Origin of the sequence: Pectobacterium quasiaquaticum, from assembly GCF_014946775.2 — a bacterium.
Lineage (GTDB): Bacteria > Pseudomonadota > Gammaproteobacteria > Enterobacterales > Enterobacteriaceae > Pectobacterium > Pectobacterium aquaticum.
This window is the reverse complement of sequence record NZ_CP065177.1, coordinates 708,325-730,420: the sequence shown is the minus strand read 5'-3', so window position 1 is coordinate 730,420 and position 22,096 is coordinate 708,325. Positions and strand designations below refer to the sequence as shown.

Here is a 22,096-nt window from a genome sequence, read left to right as displayed (position 1 = left end):
CCATGTCTAACGCATTTAGCTCGGTATGAAAATAGACTTTTAGCCGAAAAACCGAGGTTAATAACCAAGTTGATTATCACACAAAAAACTTAAACCTAAAGCCAATAAAAAGGCACATAAAATCGTGTTTGGCGTAGGTAATGAGAGAAGAAGGAAAGATGAGGAATGACAGACCTTCTGGACGGTGCCAGAAGGTCTGTTGGAAAGGATTACAGCGCCCAACCACCAGCGTAGAACACCACTAACGCGACAGCAATCACCACGGTGCCGATGTTAAGTTTGCGCCATTCACCAGAGAAGATGCGGCCTAATACCAGCGCGCCAAAGCCCAGCATGATACCGGTCACGATGTTACAGGTCAGCACGATGAATACGGCACAGACCAGACCAGACATCGCATCCACGAAGTCATCAAAGTTCAGTTTGGAGACGTTGCCCAGCATCAGCAGGCCGACGTACATCAGCGCGGGTGCAGTGGCATAGCCCGGTACCAGATACGCTAACGGAGACACAAACAGCAGCAGAAGGAACAGTACACCGACTACGGTTGCCGTTAAGCCCGTTTTACCACCGGCTGCCGTGCCCGCTGCGGATTCGATGTAAACCGCAGCCGGCGACGTCCCGACCAGGCTGGAGAAAATGCTGCTCACGGAGTCTGCGGTCAGGGCTTTACCACCGTTGATGATTTGCCCGTCTTTATCCAGCAGGTTCGCCTGTCCGGCAACGGCACGGATCGTCCCCGTGGCATCGAACACAGCAGTCATCACCAGCGCCAGCACGCTCGGCAGAACCATCGGCTGCAATGCGCCCATGATATCCAGACTGAAGATCAGCGACGAACCATCAGCCGCTGTCAGGCTCGGCAGCGCAAAGAAGCCCGCGTATTTTACCTTCGGGTCAAAAATCAGCCCCAGAATAGAGATCGCGATGATAACCAGCAGAATACCGCCCGGTACGCGACGTTTCTCTAAACCGATAGTCGCCGCCAGCCCCAGCAGAGACATAATGACGGGGAAAGAAGTGAAATCACCCAGCGCGACTGGCAGGCCATCAATGGGGTTTTTTACCACCAGACCGACACCGTTGGCGGCAATAATCAGCAGGAACAGGCCGATACCAATTCCCGTGCCATGCGCCACGCCCATCGGCAGGTTACGCAAGATCCAGGAGCGGATGCCCGTGACAGAAATGATGCTGAACAGCACCCCCATAAGGAAGATCGCTCCCAGCGCGACAGGAATGCTAATTTGCTGACCCAGCACCAGGCTGAACGCGGTGAACGCCGTCAACGAAATCGCGCAACCAATCGCCATTGGCAGATTGGCCCATAATCCCATCAGCAGCGACCCCAGCCCGGCAACCAGACAGGTTGCAACGAACACGGCGGTAGGCGGGAAGCCAGCCTTGCCCAGCATACTCGGAACCACAATCACGGAGTAAACCATCGCCAGAAACGTCGTCAGGCCAGCTAACACTTCCTGACGCACGTTACTGCCGCGCTGTGTGATTTTGAAAAAAGCATCAAGCGTGCCTTGCGAGCCTGCCTGACGGGTGGTGTTTGACATGGTGGTATCCCCTGAAATGCCATTATTATTTAAGATCGATTTTGACGGTTCCTGCGGCCTTGCCCCGCGAATGCACCAACATCGCTGGCGCATCATGAACCGTATATACCCGTCATTCTTCAAGCTGCACGTGCGTTGGCTGCATTCAGTCACCCGAATCACTTACTCAAGTAAGCTCATCGGGATTAAATGAGAGACATCCTGTCTCTCACCGAAGGCCAGCCTTTGGCTGGTCAAATTCGTTCCCGACGAATTTGACCCTCGCTTGCCGCCTTCCTGCAACTCGAATTATTTAGGATATAGCCCCGCACGCAAACGATTAACTCGCTGGGTGAAAAGCAGGAAAACGTTGTCGTATCTAGATATTGACCTATAAAACACCGCTGTATTAAACAGGTGGTACTAAAACAAGCTGGACAAAACGGCGCCAAGCAATGTGAAGCGCGTGATTATCCCGCTTCACCCGCGCTTATTTCAACTGCTAATCGAGACAATTTACCTATCTCACTTCATCTGTCTAAGGAAGCACCAAGCCAGTACAGGTAATGCTCAATCAGGCAACTCGCTGAAAGTGGGTCAGTATGAAGAAAAAGCAGAAAGGGTTCTTAGACGGAAATCAAAACAGCGGTTTACTCTTCACAGACTGAATGTTCATTTTTTTGTGATTCGCATCACAAAAAAGTTGACCCCCCGTATCAGTGCGAGTATTCTTAAAAACGTGAACAGCATCACAGAAAACAAATCAACTAACCACTGAGGAAATGACCATGAAACTGCTGAACAAAATCATCGCTATGTTTGAAAACATCAACATCAACTTTGGTACTTTCAACCAATAATTATTTAAGAATCGTGGGGATAAAAAAGATGCGCGTTGTCCGCAAAATCAATCAAATATTAAAAGCGTTGGGCAAAACCTATCGCGGTGTTAACCCCCACGCTATCTTCCGTTAATCGTACTTAAGTACGTTAACCACCCTAAAATGGCTGCCATCCGGTAGCCATTTTTGTTTGTGCATCATGCGTAAGGACTCTTTTGCCAATATGTTGGATGGCGCTGAAGCACCATCCAATTTCAAACGCTTACGTCATTTAACACAACGTACATCCAACATCCACACTGTCCTCAGGCGTAAAGCGACACTTCCCCTGCCGGGCGCGTTTTAAAACGACGGTGCAGCCAGAGATACTGCTCAGGCGCACGCATGATTTCTTTCTCAATCACCTTATTCATGTAACACGCCGCGGCCTGTTCATCGTGATAAGGATAATCCTGTAATTCAGGTTGAATCACCAGTTGATAGCCCAAGGCATTGGGTTTGCGAATCAGCACTGTCGTCATCATCGCCGGTTTTGCGAGACGGCTAATCGTGTATGTGCCGTTCGTGGTTGCCGCATTTTTCACCGCAAAGAACGGGGCAAAAACGCTGCCTTTAGGGCCGTAGTCCTGATCGGGAGCGAACCATACCGCTTCACCCCGTTTTAGCGCTTGCACCATGCCACGCAGATCTTTACGGTCGATCATCGCTTTGTTGGAACGAGAACGTCCCCAGGTTTGTACCATTTCCATCGCTTTATTATTGTGCGGACGGTACATCGCCATCATTGGCTGACACAGCCCCATCGCCCTACCGCCCAGTTCCAACGACATAAAGTGAATACCAATCACCATTACGCCCTGACCTCTTGTGGTAGCGCGCTGTAAATGCTCCAGCCCTGAAACATCAAACCACTGGCGCACGCGGCGATCGGACCAAAACCAGGCCATACCGGTTTCAACCAATGCCATCCCGAGCGAAGCGAAGTTATTGTCGATCATCGCTTCTCTTTCGCCGTCGGAGATCGTAGGGAAGCACAATTCAAGATTGCGTCTGGCAATCGACACCCGGCGTTTAAGAAAGATACGGGATAGACGACCTGCACTGCTCCCGAGTTTCATCAGTAGCGGATAAGGGAGTTGAACTAATAAAAACAGCACGCCAAGGCCAAACCAAGTCATCCAATAGCGCGGGTGGAGTAGTGCCCTGGTAAATGTTTGCTTAATTTTCATGATACTCGTCTTTAAGTGATTAACAGCGTACCGCATAAAGAGTCGTTCTCATCGCGCTACATCTATCATGACACTTATTTATAGGGATCGTTTCAATTGTGTGGAAAACCGTTTCTGACCGTTATCGCGCGTGAGGTTAAAAAGCAGGATAAACATGCTGATAACACTGAGGGGATTTTTGAGCAGCCGATGAACGGCTAACGGCAGCGGCATCATACCCGATTCACGTTTAATAAAGGAGTGGTCGGACAAGAAATATTCGCAATATTACGCCGTCTAACGCTAACATCTTAGCATATACCAAAAAAGCGACTGGCTTTCTGGCAGCGAAAATAGGCAGGCAGCAAGCTACCGCGTAATCAAGGACTTGATAGAAAATGACTTTTTCTTTCCCTTCCCGCCTCTCTATGCTAACGGCACTGATCACGGGGATTCCTGTTCTGGCGTTTGCCACAACCTTCGCTGATAGCACTTTCTTTCATAAAGACTGGGAAGTGGTCTGTGATAACACGCTAACGTGTCGGGCTGCCGGCTACTCGCCAGAAGAGAAGTACACGGGAGAAGAGGGGGATATTCCCGGAGTCTCACTGCTTCTCACGCGTCATGCTGGGCAAAATACGCCAATAACGGCCGACGTCATACTCGCAGAGGTATACCAGGCAATTCCTAAAAGCACCACACTCACGCTAACCATTGACGGTGTGGATAAAGGACAACTCATCTCAACCGGAGACAACCTCTGGCAGCTCAATGAGACACAGATTCCCCTCGTACTACAGGCACTAAAAGGAAGCGGGAAAGTGGCGTTTCACCACAATGACATCGTTTCCGAACTGTCTGGCGCGGGTGCCTACGCGGTACTGTTAAAGATGGATGAGAAACAAGGTCGCATCGGGACAACGGATGCCATCACCAAAAAAGGAAATAAAAGCAGTGAGTTATCTGCTGTAACTGCCCCCGTTATCTACGCGGCAGCAACCAAACAGGAACCCTCACGGAATCTGACAGACGCAGAACAAGCGGCCATCCAGAAAACGCTACTTAAGACGTTAAAGGCAGATGACTGCGACAGCTTCCCACCGCAGGATTATCAAAAAGCAGAACCGATTGAACGCATTCCATTGAATGACAGTATGTCGCTGCTCAGTACTCTTTGCTGGCGCGCGGCCTATAACGAAGGCTACGCCTACTGGGTCATCGATAACGCCATGCAAACTCAGCCACAGCTCGTCACGCCAAGTGGAACGGGTTACGAAAACGGTGAAATTACCTCGGTACAGAAAGGACGCGGGCTCGCAGACTGTATGAGTGATGACGCCTGGACATGGGATGGCAAAGCGTTCCAACTGAGCCGCATGTCTATCACAGGATCGTGCCGCATGATCCGTCTCGGCGGTACCTGGGATTTACCCTACTGGACGACGATGGTGGTGAAACCGAGTAAATGATAGTGAACAAAAGTGATCTCTTCCCTTTGTTCAGTGCCAGTGCAAGTGCAAGTGCAAGTGCAAGTGCAAGTGGAATTAAGAGTGGTGTATTTTAAATAAAATACAGTCCAACATCAGGGCAAGCATGAGCCGGTAGTTTAATTGCTACGAGCTTTCGTCACATTCGACAACTACTAAATTTTATTTATATAAGGATATATTGTCGTCTTTTCTAAAAAAACAATATTTTCACTCTATAATTAGTAGGATGCAAATTACCAGCCCAGCAAATACATTGAAGTCATGCCTGTTATTCGGGTAAACTATCTGCATAAAAGGAGAGAACAGGCCTAATAAAAGGGACACAACATGCAACTATCAGAATATTTAAAATACAAAATGGAATCTGACAAAATTCTCGCAACCCATTTAGATGACATAACAAAGAAATTAAAGAGCAACTCAATAAGTTTAACAACTGATCTATATAGTGGCATGGAAAGAACAAGCTGGTATTCATCATGTCTCTTTGAGAAATATAACGATGTATGTCAAGAATTACAGTATGAAGACTCCAGAATGGTTAGCGCAATAAAAGAAGTATTTAAAAGAGATGATGTTATTCTGGATATGGTGAAGATTTATATCGATAATTTAATGAAAGATTTTGATGAAAATAAACAAAAAAAGATAGCCAAAGCAGTTTTAGGTATAGCTTCTGAATTTTCCACAAACAGGGCGATAAAATAATCAATATCATATGCACTAGCTAAATTTATTAGCACGACGCTTAATTTCCAAGCATCTTTACGCAAAACAATAAATCAAACATCTTATTGGGCTATAACAGTAACAGCATTTTACGGAAAAGTTCAGAAAGCAGCCATGTCAGCCCGTCATTTACGGGATATTAATCCCGCATTATATGCTTTATTTTATTCACAAAATTTAGAAATGTTATACTTTTTAATAGAACCAATCCTCTCACCATATAATTTAACAAATTATAAAAATGAAGAAGAAATAATCAACTTAATTAATGGAGTTATAAAGCAATGAATTTAAAAAAAACATTAAAATATATGATAAAAAATTTTATAATCACTGAGGTTTTAGTTGCTATAACCATAGCATTATGGTTTTTTTATGTTTCGTTTATTCCAGAACACTGGATGAAACTGATGTTGTTTTCAATTGTAATAATCATATTTATCAACATAAAATATGGTTCAAAAAAATCAGGCCGAAAGTAAATCGGCCTTTAGTATAATATCAATAGGCTACATTTTGCCAAAGCATGTAAGCGCTTGTTCTTGCAATAACATGCTCCCATTCAATAGAAGCAAATTTGAATGATACACTTTCCTGTGGCTGAACTTCATTGTGTGTCAGTGAGTTAGGATAGAAAAAACGGATATTGCTGATAAGTGCATCCCGCAGGGTGAGATAGTGATTTAGATAGGCGAGTAATTTATATAACCCACTGAAAGATTAGTGATAAACCCAGCTATTACTAGATTTGACGGACTTGAGTAGACGATGAGATAAGAGAACTTGGAACGAGTGAAGGGAATCGAATAGAAAATATAAGACAATGTAATTATTACAATTTAATGTATTATAAAAAGTACTTTACTCATATTTCTATACACATCTATTTCTTCTTTCTCATCGCACTGCTACTGAAATTCGGCTGTAGTTTAATGTCTTGCTGCAACTGAGCAATCTGTTTGCTTACAAGACAAAAACAGACAGTCTACTCGCGTACTCTTGACACCAGAGTACGCGAGTAGACACCAGTAGACGTCATCCATCTTTGTGTTTAAACTATAACCAAGTCTCTTCACTCCATGAGGGCAGAATATGATTACACATTCGCCGCACACTATCGCCAACAGAACTGAGCGTATCGGGCGTTTTTCTGTACCCGGCGTTTTGGGTGATTTTGAAGTGAGAAGCATGAAAAACCGTAAAGAACGACCAGTACTTATGGTGCTACGTTCAGACTGGGAAAATACGCCAACTTATTCAAAAGTGAAGCCAGTTGTTGAGGTGACCATTGAAAAAAATGGGCAGATGATCCCTGTTAATCAAGCTTCTCTTTGGCATGACTTGAAAAATTTGAATGTAAATTTCTCTCAACGCGCGTTGGAGTCCTTTTTTACTCAGTCGAGCCACATGCATCAATGTCGCCAAATTTGATAGCTGAACACGATAAAACCTTATACTGGCCGGATTCTATTGATATGGATTCCGGTCATTTTGTTTGGTTGCAATTTACCAGCAAGAGTGGCAGACATTACCGTGCTTTGCTTGAAGATTACCACAATGAAATGGCAATGCTTTATGTTAAGGATGAACTATCCGACGAACATATAGCCAGTTATGTATTATCTTTCGAGTTAACGCCACCGCTTGATTTGGGTACCCGCATTCCTCAAGTTGAGTCAGCCTACGTTGATGCTGACTATCAGTTAGGCGGTGTATCAACAGCTGTATATAAAACGATTATCGAGCACTATGGCGCTGTGATTAGTGATACACACCAAACAGAAGCAGGAATGCTACTTTGGTTATTCGGTATCCCTAAGGAAAGCAGCCTTGAGATCACCCTCCTAACCGTAGTCGATGGCAAACTGGAATTTAAAACCAACGCAACTGGTGCAAGATACGTGTACCAAGGTGATATCCAGGCAATGCAGGCTGTAGCCGATACAATTTGGGGCAATCCTGATAATGTAGAATTATCCGACCCCATAAGTTTGGGCTTTCATCCCACATGGCATGATCGAAGCGATCACGTTCTTATCGCCACAAAGATAGATACTTAGTCGGCATTTATGGTTTTTTTAGCAAAAAAAACAGCTTTCCATTCACCCACACCAAATAAACACTCACACCACAAAATCGGCGCTACACCGCACCCGCCTGCGGTTTCGGATCATAAAATTTTTCAGTTTTGCCGTTTTTTTCTGGTTTTGAAACCCGCAAAAATCACGTTATCTCTTTGAATTTAAAGACACGTTATTATTTTATGTGACGTGGTAAAAAATCAGGCGAGAAAAGGAACGCACAGCAGTTCCGGCAATCCCTTGCAGAACGGGGCTTACAGACGAGTAGATGTGTTGAAGCCAATAAAAGATAAACGGCCAGATACATCAATAGGCTAATGAATTTATAACAATCACGCTGTCCCTTCGGTCCGTTAGGTTAGGGAGGCCATGACCATCATTTCTAATGTAGACCTTGGCGCTGCTGAGTTCAAAACCTGTAAGCAGCATCTGTATAGTTTACCTCCGAGTATTGGAGTGACGCGTATAGTATTTCAGATGTCCTCATGTCCTACACACATAACTATACACACTAGGCTGTAGATTTAGATAGACGCGGGTTTTCCCTGAACGACTGAGAAATCGTGGAAAGCCTTGTAGTTACTGGATTTGATGGACTTGGGTGGACGATGAGAGAAGTATGATTGGAGCGAGTGAAGGGAATCGAACCCTCGTATGCAGCTTGGGAAGCTGCCGTTCTACCATTGAACTACACTCGCACACAGAAGCGACTGGCATTATAGCGCTATGCCGTTGCCGAGCAAGTAAAAAACCCGGCAAAGTGCTGATGTTTTAGCCGGTTATGCAGCTGTGGAGAGCGGTAGAAACAGCGTCTCATAGCCGTTGGAAATGACGTGCCAGGCAAAGTAAGCAAATAGCAGCGCAGAAATCAGGCTGCAATAGAATGAGATCCGTTCTTTTAGCAGGCGTTGACCATACTTCACCAGCGCCGCGAGGAAAAACGTCCACAGTACGCCGCCGACGAAAAAGCCCAGCAGAAACAGAGTAATCATGAAAGCAGAGCCATCGGTAGACTGCGCAATAATCGTGCCGCCGATCGCCGCAAACCACAGTAACGCCGTCGGTGACGCCAGCGCCATGCCGACGCCGCTGAGAAATTCGGTATATCGGGCAGGTGGGGCAGTAAAATCCGCCGCATTCGCTGTCGCAGACAGGTCGGCGAAGCGCTTAACCTGATAGTCACGCCATGCCGCGCGCGCCATGTTGAATGTCATCCAAATCAGAATCAGCCCGCCGCCAATCCATAACACCCAGCGGACGGGCGTCAGGTTAAAGACCACCGCCAGACCCAGCACCGACAGCGTGGCATAAAACAGATCGCCGAAACAGGAACCCAGCCCGATATAAAACGCCGAGCGCGCGCCGTGTCGCAGCCCACGGTTAATAATCGCGGTATTGACCATTCCCAGATCGAGACAGAGTGACAGGGATAGCAGCATCCCCGTGAAGACAACTAACAGCATGGTATTCCCTTCGAGCGTTAAGCAATAAGGCGAGTGTAGAGCCCAAGGGAAATACTGTATTGTCAAAAATTGATACGGCGGAACTGCCCCGGTGTCATCGCGTTATAGCGGTTGAAGGCTTTAGTGAAATGCGCCTGATCGGCAAACCCAACATCGCCCGCAACCTGACTAATCGCAGCGCCCTGCCGCAGCAGCTCCCGCGCTTTACACATGCGTCGCTGCATCAACCACGCCAGCGGCGGTAGCCCGACTGCCTGATTAAACGAGCGCACCAGATGTGCGACCGACAGATTTTCCTGCTGCGCGAGCTGGTCGAGCGTGGGGACATCGCTAAGATCGTTCAGCAACCCGTCTTTAATCCGCGTGATCCGCTCTGCTTCTTTGACATGTCCCTGAGACGGAACATGATGCTGATTTTCCATCAACCCCGCCAGCAGCAGGATAATACGCTCCTGACGCGTGCTATCGTCCAAGTCAGAGGTGACGAGCTGTTTTAACTCAGACGCCAACTGCGCCGACGGATTCCAGCCCCGTGAGAACCGAAAGGTTTGGTGGAAATAATGCTCAAATGCCTGTGGGTGAACGTACAAGGATGCGCACTGCCAGCGATCAAACGCGTTATCGCTACCTTGTAGCTGATTGGGATTGTAGGTCGTCACCATATCGTTGGTGGCAACAAAGGTCTCTCCATCCAGCCAGACCGTTTCCAATCCGCTGAGATTGGCGCTGATGACAAACTCGTCATGCGTATGTCGTGGAAAACTGCGGCCATTAGTTAACAGCGCCAGCTCGAACCAGGCATCGCGGTACGTCATCATGAGGGTGTTCCGGCAGTGAATGAATGCCTGAAAATAGCATCTTCCCCCGTTGGGCGACAATCACAGAATGACGGCAAGAATGCGGAAGTAAAATGAGATGATAATACTATCGAGGTGAGATCGAGATACACGGGGCTACCACGGTGCGAGGTATCCCTACGGGAACCTCATCCCCGTGTTTCCCCTAAAATTTTGCATTGTCGATAATAAAAAAACCGGTGCAATTGCACCGGTTCAATAAAGTATGACGACAACGTCAGGGTTATTTTTTACGCCCTGCGTCTTATTTCTGCGGACGCATCGCCGGGAACAGGATCACGTCGCGGATGGTGTGGCTGTTAGTGAACAACATCACCATACGGTCGATACCGATACCCAGACCCGCTGTTGGCGGCAGGCCGTGCTCCAGTGCAGTCACGTAGTCTTCGTCGTAGAACATCGCTTCGTCATCGCCTGCATCTTTAGCGTTCACCTGCTGAGCAAAACGCTCTGCCTGATCTTCGGCATCATTCAGCTCAGAGAAGCCGTTACCGATTTCACGGCCGCCGATGAAGAACTCAAAGCGATCGGTGATTTCCGGGTTCTGATCGTTACGACGCGCCAGCGGTGACACTTCAGCCGGATATTCGGTGATGAAGGTCGGCTGGATCAGGCTGCTTTCTGCCGTTTCTTCGAAGATCTCGGTCACGATGCGGCCCAGACCCCAGCTTTTCTCGATCTTGATCCCCAGAGACTGGGCGATCGCGGTCGCTTTCTCCAGGCAGTCCAGATCGGCAACGTTGGTTTCAGGACGGTATTTGCAGATCGCTTCACGCATCGTCAGCTTCTCGAACGGCTTACCGAAGTCGAATGTCTGGTCACCGTATTGCACCGTCGTCGAGCCCAGCACGTCCTGCGTCAGCGTACGGAACAGGTTCTCCGTCAACACAATCAGGTCTTTATAATCGGCATACGCCATATAAAGCTCCATCATGGTAAATTCAGGGTTGTGACGCGGGGAAACGCCTTCGTTACGGAAGTTACGGTTGATTTCGAACACGCGCTCGAAGCCACCAACGACCAGACGCTTCAGGTACAGTTCCGGCGCGATGCGCAGGTACATGTCGATGTCCAGCGCGTTATGGTGCGTGATGAATGGACGGGCAGACGCGCCGCCGGGGATCACCTGCATCATCGGCGTTTCGACTTCCATGAAGCCATGATCGACCATGAAGCTACGGATCGCCGCCATCACTTTGGAACGAATACGGAAGGTATTGCGTGATTCGTCGTTGGCAATCAGATCCAGATAACGTTGACGATAGCGAGTTTCCTGATCGGCCAGACCGTGGAATTTATCCGGCAGCGGGCGCAGCGCTTTGGTCAGCAGACGCAGTTCGGTACAGTGGATGGACAGCTCGCCCGTCTTGGTTTTGAACAGCTTGCCGCGCGCGCCCAGAATATCGCCCAGATCCCACTTCTTGAACTGCTCGTTATAGATGCCTTCCGCCAGATCGTCGCGGGAAACATACAGCTGAATACGGCCACCGACGTCCTGCAAGGTCACGAAAGAGGCTTTACCCATGATGCGACGGGTCATCATACGGCCCGCGACAGTCACTTCGATGCCCAGTTCTTCCAGCTCTTCGTTCTCTTTGGCATCGAACTCAGCGTGCAGACGATCGGACGTGCTGTCACGGCGGAAATCATTCGGGAATGCGATCCCGGTTTCACGCAGCGCCACCAGCTTTTCACGACGCGTTTTTAATTCGTTATTCAGATCTTGCGCCTGATCGGCACCCTGTGATTGTGATTCAGCCATGTGAATTCTTATAACCCCGCTTTTAAACTTGCTTCAATAAATTTGTCCAGATCGCCATCCAGTACCGCCTGAGTGTTACGTGTTTCCACTCCGGTACGTAAATCTTTGATGCGCGAATCATCCAGAACATAGGAACGAATCTGGCTGCCCCAGCCGATATCCGATTTGTTGTCTTCCATCGCCTGTTTCTCAGCATTTTTCTTTTGCATCTCAAACTCGTACAGCTTCGCTTTCAGCTGTTTCATCGCCTGATCTTTGTTTTTATGCTGGGAACGGTCATTCTGACACTGCGTGACAATGTTGGTCGGAATGTGGGTAATACGCACTGCGGACTCTGTCCGGTTAACGTGCTGACCACCCGCACCGGATGCACGGTACACGTCAATACGCAGGTCGGCTGGATTGATTTCGATATCAATATCGTCATCCACTTCTGGGTAGACAAACGCGGAGCTGAATGAGGTGTGACGGCGGCCACCGGAATCGAACGGGCTCTTACGCACCAGACGATGTACGCCCGTTTCAGTACGCAGCCAGCCAAACGCATAGTCACCGATGATCTTGATGGTGGCGGATTTCGTACCGGCCACGTCACCGTCTGACTCTTCAATAATTTCGGTTTTAAATCCTTTGGCTTCCGCCCAACGCAAGTACATACGCACCAGCATGCTGGCCCAGTCCTGCGCTTCCGTACCGCCAGAACCCGCCTGAATATCCAGGTAGCAATCCGCACTGTCGTACTGGCCGGAGAACATGCGACGGAACTCGAGCTGGCCTAATTTATTTTCCAGCGCGTCCAGTTCTACCGACGTTTCATTAAACGTCTCTTCGTCGTCTTCTTCCACCGCGAGCTCAAGCAGGCCGTTCACATCTTCCAGACCCTGAGTCAATTGATCGATGGTATCGACGATAGCTTCCAGCGAGGAACGTTCTTTTCCCAATGCCTGAGCGCGTTCAGGCTCATTCCAGACATCAGGCTGTTCCAGCTCGGCGTTTACTTCTTCGAGGCGTTCTTTCTTGGCATCATAGTCAAAGATACCCCCTAAGAACGGCACTACGTTCAGACAGATCCTGAATGCGGTTTTTTACCGGATTAATTTCAAACATGATTTTTTATATTCTTACGTTAAGTCGTTGACAACGGAATGGTGTAACCCGCCATTCTAGCGGATAAAAGGCCTATTTTATAGACTTTCTGCCCGCCGTATTCGGTTCACGCGGCCACAGATGTTGGATCATCAATTGCACCGAGCGTTTACCACGAAACTCATTAATATCCAGCCGGTACACCATTTCCACTTCTTTAATGCTGGGATCTGGCCAGATGGTGGTATCGACATTGAACGCGATGCCATCTAACAGAGGCACAGCGCCTGTTGCGCCTATCGGTTCAAACATCGCTTTCAAATGGCGCTCTTTGAGTAGGCGAGGTTGCAGAATGCGGAAGCAGCCATCGAACGTCGGTTCGGGAAACGCCTGTCCCCACGGTCCTGCGTAGCGCAGCATTTCTGCCGTTGAGAGCAGATCCAGTTCCGGCAGCATCAGTTCGCCATCAGACCAGACGACGCCTTCAAGCTGAGACGGATCGAGCCATTCGCCGACCAGTTCTCCGAAGCGCTGACGAAAATCCTCAAACCGATCTTCATGCAGCGATAGCCCTGCCGCCATCGCGTGTCCGCCAAACTTATCCATCATACCGGGATACAGCGTATCCAGCCGCTCCAGCGCATCACGCAGATGCAGGCCGGCAATGGAACGCCCTGACCCTTTCAGCATGCCGTCGCCAGCCGGTGCAAAGGCAATCACCGGACGATGAAAACGCTCTTTAATACGCGATGCCAAAATGCCAACAACGCCCTGATGCCACTCTGGATGATACATTGCCAGACCGTAAGGTAATTCGGTGCGGGTACGTTCCAGCGATTCGCACAGGCGCAGCGCTTCGACCTGCATCCCCTGTTCGATCTCCCGACGATCCTGATTCAACGCATCTAAATCATTAGCTAGCATGCGCGCCTGAGTAATATCGTCACTCAATAACAGCTCAACGCCGACCGTCATATCATCCAGCCGTCCGGCGGCATTCAGCCGCGGGCCTAACGCAAAGCCCAAATCGCTGGCGACCAGTTGGCTGGCATCGCGGTTCGCCACTTCCAACAGCGCCCGAATGCCCGGACGACACTCGCCCGCACGAATGCGATTCAGCCCCTGAGCGACCAGAATGCGGTTATTGGCATCCAGCGGCACCACGTCAGCCACCGTGCCCAGCGCGACCAGATCCAGTAATTCGGTGAGATTCGGCTTAGCCAGCCTCTGTTGCGTAAACATGGGTTGCGTAAACCAGTTACTATCACGCAGGCGCACAAACAGCGCCATCATCAGGTAAAACGCGACGCCCACGCCAGCCAGCGCCTTGGAGGGAAACTGACAGTCAGGCAAATTGGGGTTAATCATGGCATCGGCGTCAGGCAAGATTTCGCCCGGCAGATGGTGATCGGTGACCAGCACCATGATACCGCGCCGGTGCGCATCTTCGACCCCCGCGTGAGAAGAGATTCCGTTATCCACGGTCACAATCACTTCAGCACCCAGCGCGGCAGCCTGCGCCACCACTTCCGGGCTTAGCCCGTAGCCGTTTTCAAAACGGTTCGGCACCAGATATTTCACGTTCACGCCGCCCATACTGCGCAGCGCTAATACGGCGAGCGCCGTGCTGGTGGCACCATCGGCATCAAAGTCACCAACGATGACGATGCAGCGCTTTTCAGCGAGCGCCTGTTGCAGCAAATCAATCGCTTTATCAATGCCGCTAAGCAAACGGTAATTGAGTAAACCACTCAGGCTACGTTCCAGCTCTTGCGCACCTTTCACGCCGCGCTGCGCATAAAGGCGACGCAGCAAAGGCGGAACGGTGTCAGGTAAATCAATGTCCTCCGCCAGCGGACGCCGGCGGAGTTGGGTAATCATATCCACGTAGCATTAACCGCCGGTTTTTTTCGAGGCTTTGTGCGCTTCCAGCATCGCCAGCATTTCTTTCGGCCCTTGATATCCCGGTACGACCATACCGTCTTGCAGCACGATGGCGGGGGTGCCCTGCACGCCAAACTGGATACCCAGTTGGTAATGCGCGGCAATATCGGTTTTACACGTTGCAGCCGAGATCACGTCGCCCTTCATCGCACTATCAAACGCTTTATTGCGATCGGCCACGCACCAGATGGACTGCATATCTTTCGCTGCCGGCGATTTCATGCCCTGACGCGGGAAGGCCAGATAGCGCACGGTAATGCCTAGCGCGTTGTAGTCTTTCATCTGTTCATGCAGTTTGTGGCAATAGCCGCAGGTGATGTCGGTGAACACGGTGATAACGTGTTTTTCCTGCGCGGCTTTATAAACAATCATCTGTTCTTGTAGCGCATCTAGCTTGCCGATCAGGATTTTATTGGTGGTGTTGACTGGCATGGTGCCGCTCACGTCGTAAAGCGGGCCTTGCAGCAAATGCTTGCCGTCTTCGCTGATGTACAGCACACCGCTATCGGTAATGACAGTTTTCATACCCACCATCGGCGAAGGCAGGATTTCCGCCCCTTGCATATCCAGACGCGTTAACGTCTGCTTGATCGCAGCATCATCGGCATGGGCGAAATGAGTCGCCGTCGCCACCAGCAAAGAAAGCAGTAATAACCCTTTTTTCATTTCATCAATCCTGTGTTTTCGCAACATGGTTCGTAGCAAAATAGCCTTGTACCCATGCGCGGTGATAGTAAGCGGGAAATCCCGCCAGCCAGATAACATCCTGTTACTCTGTATCATGACTTGGTGGTTACGTTATCCCTATGCGCGCGGATGGTGCTGCTGATGTAGCTGCTTCAGCCGCTCCGTCGCGACATGGGTGTAAATCTGCGTCGTGGAAAGATCGCTGTGCCCCAAGAGCATCTGTACGACCCGTAAATCCGCGCCGTGGTTCAATAAATGGGTCGCAAACGCGTGACGCAAGACGTGCGGCGAGAGCTTCTCGCTGTCGATGGACGCCAGCACCGCATAATGCTTGATGCGGTGCCAGAACGTCTGGCGCGTCATTTGCCGTGCGCGATTGCTGGGAAACAGCACATCCAGCGTCTGCCCATTCAGCAGCCACGGACGACCATGTTCCAGATAATACTCGATCCAGTACACCGCTTCTTCACCCAGCGGCACCAGACGTTCTTTATTGCCTTTCCCCAGCACGCGTACCACGCCCTGCCGCAGGCTGACATCGCTCATCGTCAAACTAACCAGCTCGGAAACACGCAGCCCCGTCGCATACAATACCTCAAGCATGGCCTTATCGCGTAATTCCAGCGGTTGTTCAATGCTTGGGGCGTTGAGCAACGTATCAACCTGCGCCTCGCTCAAATCTTTGGGTAGACGCTGCGGCAGTTTTGGCGATGATAGCACCGCACTCGGATCGTCGCTGCGACGCTTTTCCCGATAAAGGTACTGAAAGAAGCGGCGCATCGCGCTCAGCAAGCGGGCTGAACTGGTCGCCTTGTAGCCCCCCTCGACTCTGTCAGCGAGAAACGCCTGAAGATCGAGCGACTGAGCCTGTAGCAAACCGTTTTCATGATGTTCAAGCCACTCCGCGAGCGTTCGCAGATCCAACCGATAAGAGGCCAGCGTATTCTCTGCCAGATTTCTTTCCAGCCACAGCGCATCGAGAAACTGTTCGATAAGCGCCTGATCGTGTTCTTGCATCGCCGTGTCCTTCTTCGCTGGTTGGTAATAGTATGCCGATGAAGCGGCGACTTTACACCTTCATCCAGTCCGCATTCTCTCGAAAACAGAATTGTGCGCGATCTCACATATTCCGTGAACACCAACATCGCCATAACATTCTCCGGCAAAAATAAGGCCGAGGCACATTATATCTTATGTATCGTCAATATAGCGGAACAGGCTCCTTGAAGCCGCGCGTCTACTGGCATTGACCTTACTGAATCAACGTTGAAAAGCCGATTTTTCTGTGCGTAGAATGGCTGTTCGTGTTGTTAAAATAAAGAAACATTATGCAAGCCACCACCATCACTCCCACTCTCGATGCCGAAGCGGAAGCACCACCCGTAAACTCACGCAATAAAGTGATTGTTGCGTCATTAATTGGCACCGCTATCGAATTTTTCGATTTTTATATCTACGCCACCGCTGCGGTGCTGATTTTCCCGCACATTTTCTTCCCACAAGGCGATCCGACTGCAGCGACGCTACAGTCGCTCGCCACCTTTGCGATTGCCTTTGTGGCTCGCCCGATTGGCTCGGCAGTCTTCGGTCACTTTGGCGACCGCGTCGGACGTAAAGTCACACTGGTCGCTTCTCTGCTGACCATGGGGATTTCAACCGTTCTGATTGGGCTGTTACCGACCTACGAAACCATTGGTATTTTTGCACCGATTCTGCTGGCACTGGCGCGCTTCGGTCAGGGCCTGGGTTTGGGCGGTGAATGGGGCGGCGCGGCGCTACTGGCGACCGAAAATGCCCCGTCCCATAAACGTGCGCTGTATGGGTCGTTCCCCCAGCTTGGCGCGCCGATTGGCTTCTTCTTCGCTAACGGCACTTTCTTGCTGTTGTCCTGGCTGCTGACGGAGGAGCAGTTCATGACCTGGGGCTGGCGCGTGCCGTTCGTCGCGTCTGCCGCGCTGGTGCTGGTTGGCCTGTATGTCCGTATCTCTCTGCATGAAGCTCCCGTCTTTACCAAAGCGGTCAAGGCCGGCAAGCAGGTACGTATGCCGCTGGGCACGCTGCTCAGCAAACATATGAAAGTCACGATCCTCGGCACCTTCATCATGCTGGCGACCTACACGCTGTTCTACATCATGACCGTGTACTCCATGACGTACGGTACAGCGCCAGAACCTAAGGGGCTTGGTTTCTCACGTAACAGTTTCCTGTTGATGCTGATGATCGCGGTGATCGGCTTTGGTCTGATGGTGCCGGTAGCCGGCTATCTAGCGGATGCTTTTGGCCGCCGTAAGACCATGATTACCATCACCTGCCTTATGATCGTCTTCGCCATGCTGTTCCCTTATATGCTCGGTTCAGGTAATCAGGCGCTGGTGATGGGCTTCCTGGTGCTGGGTCTGAGCATCATGGGACTGACGTTCGGCCCGATGGGTGCCCTGCTGCCGGAACTGTTCCCGACGGAAGTGCGCTACACCGGCGCGTCATTCTCGTATAACGTTTCGTCGATTCTAGGTGCCTCGGTCGCACCGTATATCGCAGCGTGGTTGACGGCTAACTATGGCCTGTTCTACGTCGGTGTTTATCTGGCTGCCATGGCGTCGCTGACGCTGATTGCACTGCTTCTCACCAAAGAAACGCGTCACCAGTCTCTGGGATAATATCCCCTTCGGTGGGGGCTACGGCCCTCACTGCGTCTTTCTTTACTCCTGTTCTCCTTTTAGAATACCGACATCCGGCGGCATCTTTCGCCCATCAGATCATCTCTGTGATCAGAAGCGAACGCGCCCTTATTGATAGAAATTGTTTATAAAGAACTGAATATGAAAATCGGTCTGTTTTACGGCTCAAGCACCTGCTACACCGAAATGGCAGCGGAAAAAATTCGCGACATTCTGGGCGAAGCGCTGGTGGATCTACACAACCTTAAGGATGTCGACCCTCAACGTATGGAAGATTACAGTACGCTGATTCTCGGCATCCCCACCTGGGATTTCGGTGAGATTCAGGAGGACTGGGAGAACATTTGGGGTCAGTTAGCGACGCTAAACCTCAAAGGCAAAGTCGTGGCGCTATACGGTATGGGCGACCAGCTTGGCTACAGCGAATGGTTTCTTGATGCGCTGGGTATGTTGCATGACCAACTACTGCCGCTGGGTGTCACATTCGTTGGATACTGGCCGATAGAGGGCTACGAATTCACCAGCCCGAAACCGCTGACTGCCGACGGCAAACACTTTGTCGGACTGGCGCTGGATGAAGTGAACCAATACGACCTCAGTGATGAACGGCTGGAACAGTGGTGCGAACAGATCCTGCAAGAAATGGCGTCACTGCTGTAATCTGAGCCGAATGGTGATGTGAGGCGGATACCGTTGCGATCGGCATCCGCGAATATTGATATCCGTAAAGGTTGAAGTAGCCTAGCGCTTTTGTAACCAGCGGGTACGCGCCGCGGTATCAAGGAAACTCCACGCGACAAAGCGGCTTTGCTTCTGGCCTTGCGCCATATCTATCGTTCTGACCTTCTCCGCATCAACCGCTTCCAGCGCACGATAAATCTCCGGCAGGTTCTCTTTGCGTGACACCAGCGACGTAAACCACAGGCACTGACGGGCGAAACCGGCGCTCTCTTTGATCATCTGACCAATAAAAGCGGACTCGCCGCCTTCACACCACAGCTCATCCTGCTGCCCGCCAAAATTCAGCGGTGAGCGCTTATCCAGCCCCAGATTATGCAGTTTGCGCTGCGATCCCTGACGAGCATCCTCCGCAGACGCATGGAACGGCGGATTACACATGACGGCATCAAACGTGTCGTTCTTGTGAATAATCCCTGCCAGTATCGCTTTGCTGTTCTTCTGACGACGCAGGCGAATCGACCGATTCAAGCCAGAGTTCGCCTCAATCGTCTCATTGGCGGCTTTCATCGCTTGCGGATTGATCTCGCTGCCAGTAAAACGCCAGCCGTACTCGCGATGTCCAATCAGCGGATAGATACAGTTGGCACCACAGCCGACATCCAGCACGGACGCATCGCGCGGCACCACCGAACGGTTATCTTCCGCCAGCAAGTCAGCCAGATGGTGGATATAATCGGCACGGCCAGGAATTGGCGGGCACAGAAAGCCCTCTGGAATCGTCCAGTGCTCAATCTGATAAAAATGCTGCAACAGCGCCTGATTCAGCGTTTTCACCGCCTCAGGATTGGCAAAATCCACGGACTCATCACCGTAGGCATTCACCTTTACAAACGGGATCAGCGCAGGATAACTCTGTTTGAGCGCGGGAAAATCATAACGGTCGCGATGGCGATTACGAGGGTGCAGACCATTTTTTTGCACTGCGGGCTTAGTCATCAGTTATATCCAATCAATTTCAAAGCACGGCCAAACGATGACCGAATAAAAACATGTCCAACGCGCTGCTATCTTGCCCAGTGTTTCTGCTGCAAAAGAATTTGACGCAAGTGACGCCATTCGTCATCGCCCATGCTGTCCGATGCCAGCCACAGCTGTTGTTTGTCTTTACCGTTAACCGCTTGCAATGACAGCAATACGCCATTCTTCAGCAGCCACGGTCGTTTAACGATCTGCCATTCCTGCTGCCGCCAGTTCAGGGTCGTTTCGCTAAGCAGAACGATTTCCCCCTGTCGGGATTTGATATTCTTTTGGCTACGGATAAAACCGAACATCACCATCGTGACCAGGCATAGCCATAGCCATGCATAGCCGTCCGGCCACGGTGCCAGCAGAATGAGCAATACTAATAGGCCATGCACAACCAATGATAACAGTTGCATGCGCCAGGAAACGCGAAGGTCACATCGCCACTGGGCCACGATCTTTATTTCGCGTCTGAATAAGGGAAATCATGCGTTTCAGCTCTCCGTCCTCCGGTTCACCGTGGTTCATCAGCCAGTTGAATAAATCGGGATCGTCGCTTTGTAACAAGCGTACAAACGTGCGCTTATCCGTGTCATTAAGTGTGTCATAGTCATGCTCAAAAAACGGCATGATCGCGATATCCAATTCGCGCATACCACGGCGGCATGCCCAATGAATGCGTGATTTATTATCGATTTCCATATTTCATGTCCACCTTGTTATCGCTGCTTGCCGCTAGTGTACTCTGATTCCGGTAGCGGGTATCAACTAATAGTAACATTTTGACATAGTTTACTGGTGTGCGCCGCGCCGAGTGCGCTCATCAGCATCAGGATGTGCTATGCCATAACGCTCGTGAATAACCACTTGCAAACCCTGAGCGCTCTTTTACCATTAGGTCATTCGGGTATCGCCCTTAGCGCAGGATTGTACTATATGGTTAATCAACATACGGCTCATCAACGCCCTTTTGCATCACAACCCCCATTTGCTTCCGCTCAACTAGCCGCTACGCTCATCTCTCTGGATGACTGGGCGCTGGTCACGATGGTCGGGCCGGATACCGTCAAATATCTTCAGGGGCAGGTCACCGCGGATGTCGGATCGCTGCCTGACGATGGGCACACCCTTTGCGCCCACTGCGACGCAAAAGGAAAAATGTGGAGCAACCTGCGTCTGTTCCATCACGGCGAAGGCTTTGCTTTTATTGAGCGCCGCAATTTACGCGACGCCCAGCTTAACGAACTGAAAAAATACGCCGTTTTCTCGAAAACGACCATCGCACCGGACGACAACGCCATCCTGCTGGGCGCGGCGGGTGCGGGCATCCGCGAGCTTTTGGCCTCTGTATTTAGCCAGCTTCCAGATGCTGAACACCCTGTTGTACAGCACGAAGGGGCTACCTTACTGCATTTCGCCCATCCTGCAGAACGTTTCTTGTTGGTACTGTCTCCTGAGCACAGTGCATCGCTGCTTGAACAGCTCGGCGATAAAGTCAGCCTGAATGACAGCCGTCAATGGCTGACGCTGGATATTGAAGCAGGTCAGCCCATCATTGACAGCGCAAACAGTGCGCAGTTCATCCCGCAAGCGACTAATTTACAGGCATTAAATGGGATTAGTTTCAGCAAAGGGTGCTATACCGGTCAGGAAATGGTCGCTCGGGCAAAATATCGCGGTGCCAACAAGCGTGCGCTTTATTGGCTGGCGGGTAAGGCCAATCAGGTGCCGCAGGCGGGGGATGACCTCGAATTGCAGCTCGGTGAGAACTGGCGTCGTACCGGTACGGTGTTGGCAGCCAGCCAATTGCAGAACGGTGACGTGTGGGTACAGGCAGTGCTGAATAACGATCTCACCGCAGAGAACGTCCTGCGCGTCCGTGACGATACCGAAAGCCAGCTCACGGTTCAGCCTCTACCGTATGAAATAACGGATTAATTCGACACGTTAAGCCACATCATAAAGATGGCAAATTTCTTCTCAGAACGATAACAGTGATAGTGGGATAGAAGAGTAAAGCG

The 22,096-nt window shown here is 50.4% G+C and carries 19 protein-coding genes and 1 tRNA gene; 7 read left to right on the top strand and 13 right to left on the bottom strand.

Annotated features, from left to right (window positions below; genetic code table 11):
• Positions 1-209: 209 nt before the first annotated feature.
• Together IG609_RS03405 and lpxP are read right to left on the bottom strand one after the other, a co-directional pair.
• Positions 210-1,565 (bottom strand): NCS2 family permease, encoded by a 1,356-nt coding sequence (locus IG609_RS03405; RefSeq protein ID WP_193397373.1) that lies wholly within the window; start codon positions 1,563-1,565, stop codon positions 210-212.
• 1,126 nt (positions 1,566-2,691) lie between these two features.
• Complete coding sequence (gene lpxP / locus IG609_RS03400) at positions 2,692-3,615, bottom strand: kdo(2)-lipid IV(A) palmitoleoyltransferase (protein ID WP_193397374.1); 924 nt, start codon at positions 3,613-3,615, stop codon at positions 2,692-2,694.
• A 377-nt stretch (positions 3,616-3,992) separates the two neighbouring features.
• On the opposite strand from lpxP, the gene IG609_RS03395 reads away from it, so the two are divergent.
• The 4 genes from IG609_RS03395 (at position 3,993) to IG609_RS03375 (ending at position 7,873) form a co-directional block, all read left to right on the top strand.
• Complete coding sequence (locus IG609_RS03395) at positions 3,993-5,063, top strand: DUF1176 domain-containing protein (RefSeq protein ID WP_193400695.1); 1,071 nt, start codon at positions 3,993-3,995, stop codon at positions 5,061-5,063.
• A gap of 348 nt (positions 5,064-5,411) precedes the next feature.
• Positions 5,412-5,792, top strand: a complete 381-nt coding sequence (locus tag IG609_RS03390; protein WP_226374177.1) for a hypothetical protein — start codon at positions 5,412-5,414, stop codon at positions 5,790-5,792.
• 1,113 nt (positions 5,793-6,905) lie between these two features.
• Complete coding sequence (locus IG609_RS03380; protein ID WP_102118019.1) at positions 6,906-7,244, top strand: hypothetical protein; 339 nt, start codon at positions 6,906-6,908, stop codon at positions 7,242-7,244.
• A complete protein-coding gene (locus IG609_RS03375; protein ID WP_193397376.1) occupies positions 7,229-7,873 on the top strand; it encodes a hypothetical protein in 645 nt (214 codons plus the stop codon). The genes IG609_RS03380 and IG609_RS03375 overlap by 16 nt, the downstream gene beginning before the upstream one ends.
• A gap of 645 nt (positions 7,874-8,518) precedes the next feature.
• Here IG609_RS03375 and IG609_RS03370 read toward each other — a convergent pair.
• The 8 genes from IG609_RS03370 to xerD all read right to left on the bottom strand — a co-directional run bounded on the left by IG609_RS03370 (position 8,519) and on the right by xerD (position 16,710).
• Positions 8,519-8,592 (bottom strand) — tRNA-Gly (locus tag IG609_RS03370).
• 81 nt (positions 8,593-8,673) lie between these two features.
• Complete coding sequence (locus tag IG609_RS03365; protein ID WP_193397377.1) at positions 8,674-9,357, bottom strand: LysE family translocator; 684 nt, start codon at positions 9,355-9,357, stop codon at positions 8,674-8,676.
• Positions 9,358-9,419: 62 nt separating this feature from the next.
• Positions 9,420-10,175, bottom strand: a complete 756-nt coding sequence (locus tag IG609_RS03360) for an AraC family transcriptional regulator (protein WP_193397378.1) — start codon at positions 10,173-10,175, stop codon at positions 9,420-9,422.
• 283 nt (positions 10,176-10,458) lie between these two features.
• On the bottom strand, positions 10,459-11,976 hold the full coding sequence (lysS, locus tag IG609_RS03355; RefSeq protein WP_193397379.1) for a lysine--tRNA ligase: 1,518 nt from the start codon (positions 11,974-11,976) through the stop codon (positions 10,459-10,461).
• An 8-nt stretch (positions 11,977-11,984) separates the two neighbouring features.
• Positions 11,985-13,083, bottom strand: a protein-coding gene (gene prfB / locus IG609_RS03350) for a peptide chain release factor 2 (RefSeq protein ID WP_193397380.1) whose coding sequence is annotated in 2 segments (ribosomal slippage) — positions 11,985-13,007 and positions 13,009-13,083 — 1,098 coding nt in all. Because the reading frame shifts where the segments join, the coding sequence is not laid out codon by codon here.
• Between the two features lie 72 nt (positions 13,084-13,155).
• Positions 13,156-14,949 (bottom strand): single-stranded-DNA-specific exonuclease RecJ, encoded by a 1,794-nt coding sequence (recJ, locus tag IG609_RS03345; protein ID WP_193397381.1) that lies wholly within the window; start codon positions 14,947-14,949, stop codon positions 13,156-13,158.
• A 6-nt stretch (positions 14,950-14,955) separates the two neighbouring features.
• A complete protein-coding gene (dsbC, locus tag IG609_RS03340; RefSeq protein WP_193397382.1) occupies positions 14,956-15,672 on the bottom strand; it encodes a bifunctional protein-disulfide isomerase/oxidoreductase DsbC in 717 nt (238 codons plus the stop codon).
• A gap of 138 nt (positions 15,673-15,810) precedes the next feature.
• Positions 15,811-16,710: a site-specific tyrosine recombinase XerD gene (xerD, locus tag IG609_RS03335; protein WP_193397383.1), complete on the bottom strand. Its 900-nt coding sequence runs from the start codon at positions 16,708-16,710 to the stop codon at positions 15,811-15,813.
• Between the two features lie 311 nt (positions 16,711-17,021).
• Here xerD and IG609_RS03330 point away from each other — a divergent pair, with 311 nt between their 5' ends.
• Entirely contained in the window at positions 17,022-18,350 is a 1,329-nt protein-coding gene (locus IG609_RS03330) for an MFS transporter (RefSeq protein WP_014914180.1), read from the top strand.
• A gap of 162 nt (positions 18,351-18,512) precedes the next feature.
• Entirely contained in the window at positions 18,513-19,031 is a 519-nt protein-coding gene (gene fldB, locus IG609_RS03325) for a flavodoxin FldB (protein ID WP_193397384.1), read from the top strand.
• 81 nt (positions 19,032-19,112) lie between these two features.
• Here the strand turns inward: fldB and rlmF are convergent, their stop codons facing one another.
• The 3 genes from rlmF to sdhE all read right to left on the bottom strand — a co-directional run bounded on the left by rlmF (position 19,113) and on the right by sdhE (position 20,777).
• Complete coding sequence (gene rlmF, locus IG609_RS03320) at positions 19,113-20,048, bottom strand: 23S rRNA (adenine(1618)-N(6))-methyltransferase RlmF (RefSeq protein WP_193397385.1); 936 nt, start codon at positions 20,046-20,048, stop codon at positions 19,113-19,115.
• A gap of 68 nt (positions 20,049-20,116) precedes the next feature.
• Positions 20,117-20,491, bottom strand: coding sequence for a protein YgfX (locus IG609_RS03315; protein WP_226373417.1), 375 nt, complete (start codon positions 20,489-20,491; stop codon positions 20,117-20,119).
• A 19-nt stretch (positions 20,492-20,510) separates the two neighbouring features.
• Entirely contained in the window at positions 20,511-20,777 is a 267-nt protein-coding gene (gene sdhE / locus IG609_RS03310) for an FAD assembly factor SdhE (protein WP_005971623.1), read from the bottom strand.
• Between the two features lie 234 nt (positions 20,778-21,011).
• On the opposite strand from sdhE, the gene ygfZ reads away from it, so the two are divergent.
• Positions 21,012-22,013 carry a tRNA-modifying protein YgfZ gene (gene ygfZ / locus IG609_RS03305; protein WP_193397387.1) on the top strand — a complete coding sequence of 334 codons (1,002 nt, stop codon included), beginning with the start codon at positions 21,012-21,014 and terminating at the stop codon, positions 22,011-22,013.
• Positions 22,014-22,096: the final 83 nt, after the last annotated feature.

Bases quoted from the DNA above. Each gene is read 5' to 3' on its own strand.
- IG609_RS03405 (WP_193397373.1), bottom strand. From the start codon at position 1,565: ATGTCAAACACCACCCGTCAGGCAGGCTCGCAAGGCACGCTTGATGCT.
- lpxP (WP_193397374.1), bottom strand. From the start codon at position 3,615: ATGAAAATTAAGCAAACATTTACCAGGGCACTACTCCACCCGCGCTAT.
- IG609_RS03395 (WP_193400695.1), top strand. From the start codon at position 3,993: ATGACTTTTTCTTTCCCTTCCCGCCTCTCTATGCTAACGGCACTGATC.
- IG609_RS03390 (WP_226374177.1), top strand. From the start codon at position 5,412: ATGCAACTATCAGAATATTTAAAATACAAAATGGAATCTGACAAAATT.
- IG609_RS03380 (WP_102118019.1), top strand. From the start codon at position 6,906: ATGATTACACATTCGCCGCACACTATCGCCAACAGAACTGAGCGTATC.
- IG609_RS03375 (WP_193397376.1), top strand. From the start codon at position 7,229: ATGTCGCCAAATTTGATAGCTGAACACGATAAAACCTTATACTGGCCG.
- IG609_RS03365 (WP_193397377.1), bottom strand. From the start codon at position 9,357: ATGCTGTTAGTTGTCTTCACGGGGATGCTGCTATCCCTGTCACTCTGT.
- IG609_RS03360 (WP_193397378.1), bottom strand. From the start codon at position 10,175: ATGATGACGTACCGCGATGCCTGGTTCGAGCTGGCGCTGTTAACTAAT.
- lysS (WP_193397379.1), bottom strand. From the start codon at position 11,976: ATGGCTGAATCACAATCACAGGGTGCCGATCAGGCGCAAGATCTGAAT.
- dsbC (WP_193397382.1), bottom strand. From the start codon at position 15,672: ATGAAAAAAGGGTTATTACTGCTTTCTTTGCTGGTGGCGACGGCGACT.
- xerD (WP_193397383.1), bottom strand. From the start codon at position 16,710: ATGCAAGAACACGATCAGGCGCTTATCGAACAGTTTCTCGATGCGCTG.
- IG609_RS03330 (WP_014914180.1), top strand. From the start codon at position 17,022: ATGCAAGCCACCACCATCACTCCCACTCTCGATGCCGAAGCGGAAGCA.
- fldB (WP_193397384.1), top strand. From the start codon at position 18,513: ATGAAAATCGGTCTGTTTTACGGCTCAAGCACCTGCTACACCGAAATG.
- rlmF (WP_193397385.1), bottom strand. From the start codon at position 20,048: ATGACTAAGCCCGCAGTGCAAAAAAATGGTCTGCACCCTCGTAATCGC.
- IG609_RS03315 (WP_226373417.1), bottom strand. From the start codon at position 20,491: ATGCAACTGTTATCATTGGTTGTGCATGGCCTATTAGTATTGCTCATT.
- sdhE (WP_005971623.1), bottom strand. From the start codon at position 20,777: ATGGAAATCGATAATAAATCACGCATTCATTGGGCATGCCGCCGTGGT.
- ygfZ (WP_193397387.1), top strand. From the start codon at position 21,012: ATGGTTAATCAACATACGGCTCATCAACGCCCTTTTGCATCACAACCC.